14 protein-coding genes are annotated in these 13,835 nt (G+C 57.8%); 10 read left to right on the plus strand and 4 right to left on the minus strand.

What is annotated here, in order from left to right:
- Positions 1–110 precede the first annotated feature (110 nt).
- The 5 genes from COHPA_RS0118090 (at position 111) to COHPA_RS0118110 (ending at position 4,617) form a co-directional block, all read left to right on the plus strand.
- The gene (locus COHPA_RS0118090) at positions 111–1,214 is read left to right on the plus strand and encodes a GntR family transcriptional regulator (protein ID WP_027087559.1); all 1,104 of its coding nucleotides are present in this window, start codon (positions 111–113) and stop codon (positions 1,212–1,214) included.
- Between the two features lie 95 nt (positions 1,215–1,309).
- The gene (gene araD, locus COHPA_RS0118095) at positions 1,310–2,017 is read left to right on the plus strand and encodes an L-ribulose-5-phosphate 4-epimerase (RefSeq protein WP_027087560.1); all 708 of its coding nucleotides are present in this window, start codon (positions 1,310–1,312) and stop codon (positions 2,015–2,017) included.
- A gap of 24 nt (positions 2,018–2,041) precedes the next feature.
- The gene (locus COHPA_RS0118100; RefSeq protein WP_027087561.1) at positions 2,042–3,640 is read left to right on the plus strand and encodes a xylulokinase; all 1,599 of its coding nucleotides are present in this window, start codon (positions 2,042–2,044) and stop codon (positions 3,638–3,640) included.
- A gap of 153 nt (positions 3,641–3,793) precedes the next feature.
- On the plus strand, positions 3,794–4,273 hold the full coding sequence (locus COHPA_RS24585; protein WP_027087562.1) for a DUF6147 family protein: 480 nt from the start codon (positions 3,794–3,796) through the stop codon (positions 4,271–4,273).
- Positions 4,270–4,617, plus strand: coding sequence for a hypothetical protein (locus COHPA_RS0118110; RefSeq protein WP_027087563.1), 348 nt, complete (start codon positions 4,270–4,272; stop codon positions 4,615–4,617). The genes COHPA_RS24585 and COHPA_RS0118110 overlap by 4 nt, the downstream gene beginning before the upstream one ends.
- 54 nt (positions 4,618–4,671) lie before the next feature.
- Here COHPA_RS0118110 and COHPA_RS0118115 read toward each other — a convergent pair whose 3' ends face one another.
- Positions 4,672–5,463, minus strand: coding sequence for a DUF4367 domain-containing protein (locus tag COHPA_RS0118115; protein ID WP_027087564.1), 792 nt, complete (start codon positions 5,461–5,463; stop codon positions 4,672–4,674).
- Entirely contained in the window at positions 5,456–6,034 is a 579-nt protein-coding gene (locus tag COHPA_RS0118120; RefSeq protein WP_027087565.1) for an RNA polymerase sigma factor, read from the minus strand. Before COHPA_RS0118120 ends, COHPA_RS0118115 begins: the two co-directional genes overlap by 8 nt.
- Before the next feature lie 168 nt (positions 6,035–6,202).
- Here COHPA_RS0118120 and COHPA_RS0118125 point away from each other — a divergent pair, with 168 nt between their 5' ends.
- Positions 6,203–6,916 carry a TVP38/TMEM64 family protein gene (locus COHPA_RS0118125; protein WP_027087566.1) on the plus strand — a complete coding sequence of 238 codons (714 nt, stop codon included), beginning with the start codon at positions 6,203–6,205 and terminating at the stop codon, positions 6,914–6,916.
- Here the strand turns inward: COHPA_RS0118125 and COHPA_RS25980 are convergent.
- Positions 6,887–7,633 (minus strand): hypothetical protein, encoded by a 747-nt coding sequence (locus COHPA_RS25980; protein WP_027087567.1) that lies wholly within the window; start codon positions 7,631–7,633, stop codon positions 6,887–6,889. The genes COHPA_RS0118125 and COHPA_RS25980 overlap by 30 nt on opposite strands.
- A 163-nt stretch (positions 7,634–7,796) precedes the next feature.
- Here COHPA_RS25980 and COHPA_RS0118135 point away from each other — a divergent pair, with 163 nt between their 5' ends.
- The 3 genes from COHPA_RS0118135 to COHPA_RS24595 all read left to right on the plus strand — a co-directional run bounded on the left by COHPA_RS0118135 (position 7,797) and on the right by COHPA_RS24595 (position 10,213).
- Positions 7,797–8,624 carry an MBL fold metallo-hydrolase gene (locus COHPA_RS0118135; RefSeq protein WP_027087568.1) on the plus strand — a complete coding sequence of 276 codons (828 nt, stop codon included), beginning with the start codon at positions 7,797–7,799 and terminating at the stop codon, positions 8,622–8,624.
- A 130-nt stretch (positions 8,625–8,754) separates the two neighbouring features.
- Complete coding sequence (locus COHPA_RS0118140; protein ID WP_027087569.1) at positions 8,755–9,222, plus strand: hypothetical protein; 468 nt, start codon at positions 8,755–8,757, stop codon at positions 9,220–9,222.
- 97 nt (positions 9,223–9,319) lie between these two features.
- Positions 9,320–10,213, plus strand: coding sequence for an alpha/beta hydrolase (locus tag COHPA_RS24595; protein ID WP_027087570.1), 894 nt, complete (start codon positions 9,320–9,322; stop codon positions 10,211–10,213).
- A gap of 341 nt (positions 10,214–10,554) precedes the next feature.
- Here COHPA_RS24595 and COHPA_RS0118150 read toward each other — a convergent pair whose 3' ends face one another.
- Positions 10,555–11,685, minus strand: coding sequence for a virulence factor (locus tag COHPA_RS0118150; RefSeq protein WP_027087571.1), 1,131 nt, complete (start codon positions 11,683–11,685; stop codon positions 10,555–10,557).
- 249 nt (positions 11,686–11,934) lie between these two features.
- On the opposite strand from COHPA_RS0118150, the gene COHPA_RS25255 reads away from it, so the two are divergent.
- Positions 11,935–13,128 (plus strand): peroxiredoxin family protein, encoded by a 1,194-nt coding sequence (locus tag COHPA_RS25255; protein ID WP_169733280.1) that lies wholly within the window; start codon positions 11,935–11,937, stop codon positions 13,126–13,128.
- The last annotated feature ends 707 nt before the right edge of the window (positions 13,129–13,835 follow it).

Here is a 13,835-nt window from a genome sequence, read left to right on the forward strand (position 1 = left end):
TGGAAAATGCGGACAATACCGACTTCTAAGCTCAATGCGTTCCAACTGGTACGTACAAGTGATCGAATATGTTATAATTGGTACACTACAACCGTTGCCGAGGTGCCGACATGTCCGGTAAGAATAGCCAGTCTCCGAAATATTTGCAGTTGAAGACGCAGATTTTGTCCTGGATCACGGGCGGGAAGTTCCGTCCCGGGGACAAGCTGCCGTCCGAGAACGAGCTCGCCGAGCAATTCGGGCTCAGCCGCCAGACGGTACGCCAATCGATCGGCGCGCTCGTACAGGAAGGCTGGCTTGCCCGCGAGCAGGGCAAAGGCACGTTCGTCAGCAAGCTGCCCGCGGAACGCAGAGTGAACGCCGACAATCGGACGATCGGCATCATTACGACCTATATCTCGGACTACATTTTCCCCTCGATCGTGCGCGGGGTCGAAGCGACGCTCAAGGAACGCGGATATCGGCTGCTTCTCTCCAGCACGGACAACCGCAAGGACCGCGAACGGGAGAGCCTAGAAGACATGCTTGGCCATGGCGTATGCGGACTTATCGTCGAGCCGACGAAAAGCGCGGAGGGCAATCCGAATTTCGATAACTACTTGGCGCTCGAGGACCACGGAATCCCGCTAGTGATGATCAACGAGCGATATCCGGATCTCGAATGCCCGGGCGTACGGATGGACGACGAAGCGGGCGGGTTCCTGGCGGCCGACCATCTGCTGCAGCTCGGACATACGAGAATCGCCGGTTTCTTCAAGACGGACGACCTGCAGGGCGTCCGCCGGATGAAAGGCTTCATGCGCGCGTTTCGCGAACGGGGCGTCGCGGCGGAACCGAGCTTGATCGTGAGATACGCCACCGAGGACAAGGACAGCAAGCCTCAACAAGCGCTTCGGGACATGCTGAAGACCGACCTGCCGCCGACGGCGCTCGTCTGCTATAACGATCAACTGGCCGTCGGATTCCTCGACGTGATCCGCGAGCTGGAGCTGCGCGTTCCGGAAGATTTATCGATCGTCGGCTACGACGACTCTTTCCTCGCGACGGCTTCCGAAATCAAGCTGACGACGATCGAGCACCCGAAGTCCGCGCTTGGCGAGCTGGCCGCGCAATGGCTCATCGACCGCTTGGAGACGGGGGACGATTCCTCGGCTCGGGACAAGCTGTACGCGCCGAAGCTGATCGAGCGGCAATCGACGGCTAAGCCGAAGTAAGCTTTTCCTCGACACACATGTACGTACAAGTGTATAATGAAAGGCAACAATACCTGTCAGAAACGCCTGCAGGACTTGCGAGAGGAGTGTTGTACTTGTTAGAACAACTGAAGGAAATTGTCTGCCGGGCGAACCGGGAATTACCTCATTACGGCCTTGTTACGTTCACTTGGGGCAACGTCAGCGGCATCGACCGCGAATCGGGACTGATGGTCATTAAACCGAGCGGCGTTCCTTATGAAGAACTGCAACCGGAGCAGATGGTCGTCGTCGACCCGGACGGCAAAGTCGTGGAAGGAAATTTGCGCCCTTCGTCGGATACGCCTACGCACCTCGTGCTGTACCGCGAATTTCCGAACATCGGGGGCATCGTGCATACGCACTCCCCATGGGCGACGATCTGGTCGCAAGCCGGTCAAGGCATTCCGGCGCTCGGCACGACGCAAGCCGACTACTTCTACGGTACGATCCCGTGCACGCGCGCGATGACCGACGAAGAGATCAACGGCGCGTATGAAGCGGAGACGGGCAACGTCATCGTGGAAGCGTTCCGCAACCTTAACCCTAACCAGGTGCCGGGCGTTCTCGTGAACAGCCATGCGCCCTTCGCTTGGGGCAAAGACGCGATGGACGCGCTGCATAACGCCGTCGTGCTCGAGGAAGTCGCGAAGATGGCCTACCACACGCGCCAGTTGAACGCGGGCGTGCCGTCGATGTCGCAGACGCTGCTAGACCGGCATTATCTTCGCAAGCACGGCGCTAACGCTTACTACGGTCAGCCGGGCGACACGAGACATTCCTAAATTTACACGGGCGGAGGAACATTCATGGAAATCGATGTGACGAATGCCATTCTGGGCGGAAGAACGGTGCTCGGAATCGAGTTTGGCTCGACCCGAATCAAAGCGGTGCTCATCGGCGAAGACAACGCGCCTATCGCTTCCGGCAGCCATGATTGGGAGAATCAGTACGTCGACAATATTTGGACGTACAGCTTGTCTAGCATCTGGAAGGGCGTGCAAGAAAGCTATCGCGCGATGGCAGATGACGTGAAACGTCAATACGGCGTTCCCTTGCAGAAGATCGGCGCCATCGGCTTTAGCGGCATGATGCACGGCTACATGGCCTTCAACCAAGAAGGTGAACTGCTCGTTCCTTTCCGCACTTGGAGGAACAACATTACCGAGCAAGCCTCTGCGGAACTGAGCAAGCTGTTCGATTTCCATATTCCTCAACGTTGGAGCATCGCTCATTTGTATCAAGCGATCTTGAACGGGGAAGCGCATGTCGCGGATATTCGTTTCCAGACGACGCTCGCCGGATATATTCATTGGCAATTGACGGGGCAGAAGGTGCTCGGGGTCGGCGAAGCGTCCGGCATGTTCCCGATCGATATCCATACGCGGACTTACGACGCATCGATGATTCGGCAATTCAACGAGCGGGTTGCCGCCGGCAACTTCTCGTGGAAGCTCGAGGATATTCTTCCGCGGGTGTTGGTTGCGGGCGAGAATGCCGGCGTGCTCACCGAAGAAGGGGCAAGGCTCCTGGACGTTACCGGAACGTTGCAGCCCGGCATTCCGTTCTGCCCGCCCGAGGGAGACGCGGGGACGGGCATGGTCGCGACGAACAGCGTAGCGAAGCGAACCGGCAACGTGTCCGCCGGAACTTCGGTATTCGCCATGGTCGTCCTCGAGCGACAATTGTCCAAAGCCTACGACGAGATCGATCTCGTGACGACGCCGACGGGCAGCCTCGTCGCGATGGCTCACTCCAATAACTGCTCCTCGGACCTGAACGCTTGGGTAGGCTTGTTCGACGAGTTCGCCAAGGCGATGGGACTAAGCGCAGACGCCGACAAGCTCTACGGAACGCTATATAATCTGGCGCTTCAAGGCGACCCGGACGGCGGCGGATTGCTGGCGTACGGGTACCTATCCGGCGAGCATATGACCCATTTCGAAGAGGGACGTCCTTTGTTCGTTCGTTCCCCGGGAAGCAACTTTAACTTGGCCAACTTCATGCGGGTTCATCTGTTTACCGCTTTGGGCGCGCTCAAGATCGGCATGGACATCCTGCTTAAGCAGGAAAAGGTTAAACTGGACGAGATCCTGGGCCACGGCGGCTTGTTCAAGACCGCGGGCGTAGGACAGAAGATTATGGCCGCCGCTCTTAACGTTCCGGTGTCCGTCATGGATACGGCGGGCGAAGGCGGCGCCTGGGGCATCGCCCTTCTGGCGTCGTATATGATGAATCGGTCGGAAGGCGAAACGTTGGAAGCGTATCTCGGAGACAATGTTTTCGCGGGGAAAGCCGGCTCCAGGGTTGCTCCCGATGCCGTGGACGTGGAGGGCTTCGAAGCCTTCATGGAACGGTATACGAAGGGACTTGCCATCGAGAGAGCGGCCGTGGAGCATCTCGTATAGATCGCTATTCATTCAAGAAAGCTGCCGCGTAATCGGCGGCTTTTTTTGTCGCGCGCAAATTTTTTCTTTAATTGTCGAAAACCGCTGGAACGAATTCGTTTCCCGGAAGTGTATATAGTTGAACTCACTTCATAACAAGAAAGGTTGATCACAATGAAACGTCGTCGGTTACTTAGCTTGGCTGTAGCGTTGATCGTACCTGCATTGTTAGTCGGGGGAATCGCGGGACCGTCTCCTCGCAGCGCGCTCGCCGAACCCGTAGGCTTCAAACTTCTGCCGGGAGACGTTATGCCGTTCAGCATTTTCGATCCTAACCATCTATACTTGGACAGCGGCTCGTGTTCGATTACCGCCAAGACCGGCTCCGTTGTCGCAGCGGCCAACACCAGCGCCAACCAGAACGTGGATTCCATCGGAGTCACGATCTACGTGCAGAAATGGGACGGTTCGTCTTGGGGGAATTTCGGCTCAGGCAGTACGCTCGGCGGCAACAATACGGGCTTTTACTCCAATGCGGTGTCTATTGCCGTGACGCCGGGCTATTATTATCGTACTCGCGCGATTCACTGGGTCATCGAGAACGGAGTCTACGAGCAAGGCGAGAACGTATCGGGATCCGTGCTTGTCTCATGATCGATATCGGCTACTGGATTCAGGATACCCATCCTCATCCGAATGCCGTGGGAGTTCCTATGGATACGCTGGTCTCCATTACGTTCATACATGAGATGAACAGCCACTCTCTTAACGCCAGGAACATCCTGATTCTAGACGGCAACCAGGGCGGAAGGCTCATCTCGGAGCACTTTCTGTTTCACTACGAGTCGGAACGTCGGACGCTTTTCATCTATCTGAAAGAGGACGCCAAGCGTTTCGGGCCGGATAACGTCATTGAGGTTATACTGACCGGAAGAATCGCGACCCGTCGCAACGAGCGAATGGAAGTTCCCTATCATTTGCGATTTCATACGCGTTAAACGCTTAATGAAAAGGAGCAGCCCGCATGCCTTTCGGCACGGGCTGCTCCCTCCTCATTCGTAAGCGATTCCGTCGTATATGCGCACGATTTGATCCGGCGGCAGTATGCCCGACAACGATACATGCAGGCTGCCGACAACCGTCTCCAGTCGCGTCGACCCGTTGTCGGCCGCATACAGAACGCCGGGACCGTCTCCGAGCTCGACTTGTTCGACTTTAACGCCTTTCCTGCCTTCGCTCGCCGTCAAGCTCGTCCGGTCCTCCAGCTTGACGAAGCTGAATGCAATTTGGTTGCCGTCTTGGTTCAAGTACAAGTAAACGGCGGAATCGGCGCGCGTCTTGTCGCCGTAGTAGCTGACCTGAACGTTGTTCAGCCGATAGCCGTCAGGGATATAGCGAAACGTCGGCGACGGAAAAGAAAGCAGCCCGTCCGCCTGCGCGGCGTCCGTCACGATCATACGGCTCACCGGTTGACCGGCGCTTCCGCTCTGCATGGCGTCGGGAGGCGGGGGAGTCTTGGCTTGGGATGGATTCTGATCTTCGGCACGCCCGAAAAAGTAAGATAATACGCCGGCGGAAGATTCGTATAAAGTCGAGAAGACAGGCGGAATCGCGCGAACGTTAGACGTATTGCCGAACAGGAACGCGCCGAGCAGGAGCGCCGAGGCGAGAATCGCAAATTTGCCGACTCTGGCTCGCCTTCTACGGGAGCTGTCGTATCTGCCGAGTTTCGTCTGAAGCTTCTCCCAAGAGGGGCGGTAATCCGTGCTCGGCTGCGGGGAGCCGCTCCGGGCAGCCGCCTCGAACGCCGCTTCGTAAAGCCTCTCGAATTCCTGTTTATTCATGTCGGTCCCCCCAATCGAAACTCAGCTTTTTCTTCAGCAATACACGGGCGCGGTGCAATTTCCGCCGTACGCCGTTCTCCGTATCGTCGATTTGCGACGCGATCTCTTTGTACGACAATCCTTTTTTCCATTTAAGCTCTACGATAGCCCGTTGATCTTCCTTCAATTCCTGCAGGTGCTTTCCGATTTGTTCTTCCAGCGATTTCGCTACGACTTCTTGTTCCACCGACGTGGCGACGGGGGGTTGATAAGCGAATAGATCGGCCCGTTCGTCGTCCAGGCTGATCCCCGTAATCTGGCGTTTGCGTTTGCGCAGATAGGTGTATGTAAAGTTGCGGCTGACGACTTTGATCCACGCCTTCAGATGTTCCTCGCTTTCGACCTCGGGCGATTTGCGCAGGGTCATCAAGAAAGTGTCGTGAATGATGTCCTCCGTCGCGGAGTGGTCGCTGATCATGAACATGATCGGGGAATAGAGAAATTGGTAGAACTCCCTATAAATTTGTTCCTGCACCGTATTGGACAGACGATGGAAATTGGAACCGAGCAACAGCAGCAAGCTCGTCTGCATGAGGGGGATTCACCTGATTTCTTTTCGGATAAAATAGATTGAGGTTTGTTCTTCTATTCTAAGGGAAATTTCGCCAATCGGATAGCGTTAACCCTCGGTTTTGTGAACTTCTGTCTATTCCTGTATGATTACACATAGTGTTGGCAAACAAAGGAAGGGGCCCGTCGATTGCGTCGTTCTACTTGGGTGAAAATCGGAATCATAGCCGGCATCGTCGCCGCGCTGCTGTGGTTCGATTTCCGATATTTGAAGGTTACTCCGGAGACGCTCCGCGGATGGGTGGACGACTTCGGATGGTACGCTCCCGTGATCTACATGGGCATGTACGTCGTGAGGCCCTTCATCCTGTTCCCGGCGTCCGTGCTGGCGATGGCGGGGGGTCTTGCGTTCGGTACTTGGTACGGCATGCTCTATACGTTGATCGGCGAAGTCATCGGCGCGGTGCTCTCGTTCCTGCTGGCTCGCAAAGTCGGGGCGGGGCTGTTCGGCGGCAAAGAAAACCCCCGTTTCCTCAAGCTCGAACGAGCGATGGAGAAACGGGGCTTCACGATGGTTCTTATGCTGAGAATCGCGCCATTCGTTCCTTTCGACTTGGTAAGCTACGCAGCGGGCGTGGCTCATGTGCCGTTGCGAGCGTACTTGATCGGAACGATCATAGGAACGCTGCCGGGCACGTTCGCATACAACTTCCTCGGCGCTACCTTAACTTCCGGGAATTGGCGCGATTATGTCATCGCCGGGATCGTGTTCGCGGTCGCGTTATCCGTGCCGTTCCTATTCCGGCGCAAGGTCGAGAAGCAAGTGGAAGAGAGCGCGTCGTCGCCTAAGGATAAAACGGTTGAAGCTTCGAGCTTAGAGCGGAACGGGAATCGCGTCAGTTAAGGCGTAATAGAGCTCGAGACCGATCAGGCTGCCGGGATCGGCGGGCAGCGACAGCAGCGTCTGCGGGATGACTCGCCCGTTGTAGCGCAAGCGGGCGTTCACGCCGCCGGATATCGGAATGCCGGCGACGCTATGGATGAACCCGAGCGGACCGAACGCGACGATTCCCGTCGATGCAAGGGCTTGCCGGATCGTGATGCCCGGGTAGAACGGAACGAAGTTCCTGTAGTTCACGCCTTGGAACGATGAACCGCCGTTTATCGTGACGGTGACGAAGCTTGGACCGGGAATCGGCTGCGGAATCGGGATAGGCTGCGGTCCGGGAATCGGCAACGGGATCGGAATGGGGAAAGGCCCGAAGCCGGGCGGGAACGGATGCGGATGCGGATGAGGATGAGGCGGCGGTGGCGGTGGCGGTGGCGGGAAATGCCCTGGCGGATGCGGGCCGGGTGACGGAGGGTGAGGCGAATGCCCCGGTCCGACCGGGTGCAACAATCCGCGCGTGCCCGGCGATACCCACCAAGGAAGGGGACGGTTCAAATAGGATGGCGGTTCGCTATAATGCAGATGCACGACGTCGGCTCGGGCCGGCTTTTTTTTGTTTTTCGACGAGGCGGCGGATTTCGCTTGGGGCTGCCGGGCCGAAAGCTTCGCTTTCGGTTCGCTGGACGACCGGCGCAGCAGCGGCTGAGCGAAGGGCGACTTATTCTTCGGCATCGTTATTCCTCCTTGTGTAGGCGCATGTCGGGATACAGCAGGATATGCGCCCATGGGAAGCATGGTGCTTCCAATCGAATCGAGCTCCGGAGAAGGCGGATGAACGAATCGCGAATGAGGAAAGTTACCGAAGTCGGATTTTGCGCATGAAGGAGCAATCGGGATGGAGACTGAAATGAGTTATGGCGACGACTATCATTACTTGCCCTTAACGTCTTTGGGCAGCGGAAAGGAACAAGAAGCCGCGCCGGGTTTGTTCTGCTTAACGGTACAGATCGTGAACGTCATCTTCGCGAGTCTCGAAGGCAATGCCGGTTGGGTGCTCGTGGATGCCGGCATGCCCGGATCAGCCGAGAAGATCGTCGCCGCAGCCCGCGACCGATTCGGCGAGGATTCCCGGCCTGAGGCGATCGTGCTGACGCATGGCCATTTCGACCACGTGGGCGCGATCATCGAGCTAACGGAGCGGTGGAACGTTCCGGCATATGCCCATGTCGAAGAACTTCCGTATTTGACGGGCCGACAAGCGTATCCCCCGGGAGATCCTTCGGTCTCGAGAGGGCTTGTCGCCAAGCTGTCCCCGTGGTTTCCGAACGAGCCGATCGACCTCGGCGGGAACGTTATCGCACTTCCCGGGGATGGCTCGATTCCGGGACTGCCGGGTTGGGAATGGATTCATACGCCGGGACACACGCCAGGGCACGTGTCGCTGCTCAGGAAGGAAGACCGCGCATTGATTGCAGGGGACGCGTTCGTTACGGTGAAGCAGGAATACGTATATGATGTCGCCATGCAGAAGCAGGAGATCAGCGGTCCTCCTCAGTATTTCACGTCGGACTGGCGGGACGCATACGAATCGGCGAAGAAGCTCGCGGCGCTAAACCCGTCGGTCGCGGTGACCGGACACGGGGCGCCTATGTCGGGCATGGAGCTTACCGCTAACTTGAAGAGGCTGGTGGACGAGTTCGACCGGATCGCCGTTCCGCATTAAGGGATTCTCGTTTCGTCTCGTCTCGTCAAATGCGATATAGGTTTCGTTATTCTGATCAGAGATTGTTCAGAAGCTTTTGTTTATAATTGCGATAAGCAATAAAGCAGCCTATGCCGGAGCGTGAGCAGCGATGAAGGACAAAATATCCTGTGCGATTACCGCCGGGGAGTTTACGGCGCTAGTAAGTCGGGAACTGGACTTAACCTGGGACGAACATGCGGAATTTCTGGTCCGGGCGGAATCGGTACTGAGCATGGAGACGAGCTGGGGCCTGCAGCCGGGCGCGTATACGTACTATTCCGACGACGCTTTCCGACACTCAAGGGAAATTAGCCGCGAAGAGGCGGCGGCCTTGATGGCGATCGCGTCCGAGCAGATCGGCGAGTATTCGCCGAAGCTGAGCAGAGAGGAAGTCGTTCGAACGATCTCGAGCTACAAGGACGGAAAGCTTGTGTCCGCATGGGCGATGCAGGCGCTGGCGACGGCGGTCGATCGGCAATGGATCGGTTGTCCGAACGCGGAAATCAAGCCGAAGCATTACTTGACCCCGTACGAGGCGATGACGATCGTCAAGAGGTTTGCAACGGCTATCCAATAATTTCCTGTCATGATACGATAACTCCGATCCGCTTTCGCGGATTGGAGTTTTTAGCTTATGCGAATATTAAGACCAAACATCGGAGGAGGTATGAGGGATGTCGGTCTTGGCATGGTTGGTAGGCGGGATAGGCGCGGCGGCGGGTAGCATGACGGCTGCCGTGTACGGCTTGACGGTAAAAGCGCAAAAACCGCGCCAATTGCCGAATGAGACCGTTCCGCCCGTTCCTTACGAAGACGTATCGTGGCAGAGCCAAGGCAAATCGGTACGAGGGTGGTTTATGCCGCGGCCGGGAACGGTTCACGGGGAAGCATCGCCCGTTATCGTCGTCGCTCACGGCTGGGGTTCGAACCGTTCGCGGGTGCTGCGCTATGCTCTCCCGCTGCATGAAGAAGGCTTCGCGATTCTTATGTACGACGCTCGCAGCCATGGCGAAAGCGATCATTACCGCACGCCTTCCGGCTTGCAATTCCGGGACGACCTGTGCGCGGCGATCGATTGGCTTCGGACGCGGCAGGACATCGAGGTTAACCGCATCGGCGTCATCGGCCATTCGCTCGGCGCATTCGGCGCGGTGTTGGCGATCGACGCGGGCGCACCGATCGCGGCTCTCGTCACCGATTCGATGCCGGTCCGCTTGGCGACGATGATCGGAGCAGAGCTGCGGCGCAGAAAGCTGCCGCAATTTCCGCTCGCGCATTTGATTCCGCAATTCATGGTTTGGCGGAGCCGGATTCCCCGAGCGATGATGCGCCGGGCGAATCCCGTCAAGATTTTGCGGGACAACGCGGAGAAGAACGGAGCTCCCGTGCTGCTCGTCCATTCGCGCAGAGACGAACTCATTCCCGTGTCGGAGCTGAATCTCGTGCTGGCCGGCGCACCGGGACTGCCCCACTTGTACGTGGAAGCGGAGGGGCATAGCGCCTCGGACCGCGACCCGGCGTTCTGGCCGGTCGTCAAACGATTTTTCGGCGAGCGACTAAAAAAGTAGGCTTGCGACATCGTCCGTCGCAAGCCTCAAAATATATATGATTGAAAAGGGGGGTCATGTAAACATCATAACCCCGGAAGATGAAGAGAACATGAACGTAATATTACGGTTCGATTACAAATGGGAGCGTTAACGGAACTCCGTTCTGCTATTTCCTCCATCAACCCGTCATGACAATCGGATAACGGAATGTAGCTCCGTTAATCCGGCGCCGCGTACTCCATCCAACCCAACAACGCAACAATAACGGAACCGTGGTGCCGCTAAATGAGCGCACGCCCGGGATTGAGCGAAATAGAGGCTCCCAAGTTCCGTTATGGCAAAACCGCTTGCCTAATCTATTATTGCTGCTCGCGCATACGCGTCATTTGCTGCCAGACGGAACCGGCTGCTTCCTCGCCGCGTTCGATTCTCGCCACGGCCATCTCCGCCTGAAGCTTCACCTCGAATTCAGTCTCGCTGCCGGCGGCGGCACTCAGCGCTTCCAGCGCGGTATCGTCCCCGATCTCGTACAGGAACCGCGCGGCGCGCCAACGGACCAGCTTGTTCGAATCGCTCAGAGCGCCGATCATCGGCGCGATCGCGGCCGGATCGCCCATGTCGGACAGCGTGTCCCCGGCCGTCCGCCGAACGGCGCCGGAGCTGTCGCGGAGCGCTTCGAACAAGTACGGCAGCGTCTCCGGCGTCCGCAGGTCGCCCAAGTAGACGACGGCCAACCGCCGCACGGACATCTGGCTGTCGCGCAGCGCCTTCGCGATCACCGGCAAATCGTCCGGCGTCGGCTTCAGCCGTTCCAATGCGGCATAACGTTCGCGCCAATCGGAAGCATCGAGAGCTTGGCTCACTTCTGCCGAGGAGAGCGGGGCAGGCGGAGCCGGAGGAGGCGCTTCCGGGCCCGCGGCGATCGCTTGCGCGACGAGGTCGCGCAGCCGAGCCTCGGAATACGCCGCGTCCAACTCGCGCGAGATCTCGTCGAGAATTTCTTGCGGCTCGCCGTAACGAATGCCCAGCTCTTCCAGCTTGCGCTCGCGAATCATCGTCGCGCCGGCCGCCTCGGTGACCGCTTGCGAGAACCGTTCCGGCATCGCCGCGCGGAACTCCTGTCCGCCGCTTCTGACCCGGATTTGAATCGGAATGCCCCGGAACATCTGCACTTTTACGACCGCTTCGCCGAAGCCGTCGGCGACGAGCCCGTTGCTGACGACTCCTTCCCCGGCCGCGCCGAACGCTTCCTTCACGCCGTCCAATATCGCCGCCCAATCGGCGTTGCCTCTGCGGTCAATGGCGAGAAAGTCGGATGCGTGGAACACGGCTTTCACGCCGGGCACGCCGAGCAGTTTCGCGATCAGAGGCGGAGCGGCTCCGAGCTTCTCCGGAACGTAATTGTGCCATACCCCGGCATCGAGCCGAACGTCGACGTTCAGCTTCATCGTATTCGGGCTTGGAGTAGGTTCGATCGATAACAGTTTCATAAAGAAAAGTCCCTCTCTTTCCGTAAAGTGGTGCAGGGGTTAAGAACTATTGTGTCCCCGTACTAGGGTTTCTACTTGAACCGGCTCGTGCTAAGTCGATCACGCCCGTTCGGGCGGTTGCCACTATTATCCTCCAATATAAGCGGGGGGAGCAAGCGATGACGAAACAAGGAATGAAATCAAGGTCTTCACTGCTCATGAAATGGAGTGCTATAATCGAGGCAATGGCGTTCACGGGAGGATATGGAATTGTATTCTTTTCAAATCGGTTCGTTGGTGTTGAACGGTCAACTCTTGTTATACATCGGTTTCGGTTTAATCGGATATTCGGCGCTGCGTTTTTGGTCGGCACGGCAAGGCTTGGATCGGTCGGCCGGCTTAACGGAAGCGGCCGGGCCGGCTTTTTTGCTATGGCTCGCCGTATGGAAGCTGAGCCCACTGCTGCTCGATTTCGGCATAACGAGCGGCAATTGGAGCTCGCTGCTGTTCCTGGACGGCGGAGCGATGGGGCAATTGCTGGCAGGGACTGCGGTCGTCGTCTACATCGTTTATCAGTTGAATCGCAGACATTGGCCCTTGGAGCAGCTTGCGTCGGCTTTAGCCGTCTATATCGCGGGAGGCACGATATTTTATCAGGCCGCGCTTCTCGTCATCCGTATCGACCCGCCTCTATATCCCGCTTTGACGCTGGCATGGGCCGCCGTCTACGCGGCGTACGCGCTGACTCGGCAGCGGCAACGGTACCCGATCGCTTCGAGCGCGATTTTTCTTGGCTCGCTGGCTTGGCTTGCGTTTCCGACCGAACATCGTCTGACGATACTCTTCTCCCTTAGCAGCATGCAGGCGTTCTGCCTGGCGGCCGCGTTCTGGGTGTCGAGCGTTAGCCAGAGCTCCCGGACGGCAATCCGCCAGCTGCCTGTCCTTCTCCTTGTCATGGGGGCGATCGCCTACTCTTTATACGACTCCGCCATTCGTCCGTCCGAGTCGGTTGCGGAGCCTGGACAAGCGGCGTCTTTAACGACGGGTCTCCATCTCAACCAGCTCGCTCCCGACTTTACGCTGCGTGATCTGCAAGGCAACGCCGTGAGCTTATCCGAATATCGGGGACGCAAAGTCATCGTGAACTTCTGGGCGTCCTGGTGCCCGCCGTGCAAGGCGGAGATGCCGCATATGCAACGTTTTTACAAGAAATACGGCAGCGACGATATCGTGCTGCTAAGCGTCAATTTGACGTCGCTTGAGAAGTCGGGCGCAGCGGCGAAGAAGTTCGTCGATAAGAGCGGGATTAGCTTCCCGATCGCTCTGGACGAGGATGGCGCCGTTCTTGACCTTTATAAAGTCAGAGCTTACCCGACCACGTACGTGCTGGACGAACGCGGCGTCTCGCAGGACATTATTGTCGGTCCGATGACGACCGATTTTATGGAGACTTTGTTGCGATAGATTCGCCATTATGTTTTCATATGCCGCTAAAGGCACGTCCCAGCGCGCTTGCAGGGTTTAACGGCACCTCGTGCCGCTAAAGGCACGTCCCGGCGCGCTTGCAGGTTTTAACGGCACCTCGTGCCGCTAAAGGCACGTCCCAGCGCGCTTGCAGGTTTTAACGGCACCTCGTGCCGCTAAAGGCACGTCCCGTCGCGCTTGCAGATTTTAACGGCACCTCGTGCCGCTAAAGGCACGTCCCGGCGCGCTTGCAGGTTTTAACGGCACCTCGTGCCGCTAAAGGCACGTCCCAGCGTGCTTGCAGGTTTTAACGGCACCTCGTGCCGTTAAAGGCACGTCCCAGCGCGCTTGCAGGGTTTAACGGCACCTCGTGCCGCTAAACCCACATCCCGGCGCGCTTGCAGGTTTTAACGGCACCTCGTGCCGCTAAAGGCACGTCCCAGCGCGCTTGCAGGGTTTAACGGCACCTCGTGCCGCTAAAGGCACGTCCCGTCGCGCTTGCAGATTTTAACGGCACCTCGTGCCGCTAAAGGCACGTCCCAGCGCGCTTGCAGGTTTTAACGGCACCTCGTGCCGCTAAAGGCACGTCCCGGCGCGCTTGCAGGTTTTAACGGTACCTCGTGCCGCTAAAGGCACGTCCCAGCGCGCTTGCAGGTTTTAACGGCACCTCGTGCCGCTAAAGGCACGTCCCAGCGCGCTTGCAGGTT

Source organism: Cohnella panacarvi Gsoil 349 (assembly GCF_000515335.1).
Taxonomy (GTDB): domain Bacteria; phylum Bacillota; class Bacilli; order Paenibacillales; family Paenibacillaceae; genus Cohnella; species Cohnella panacarvi.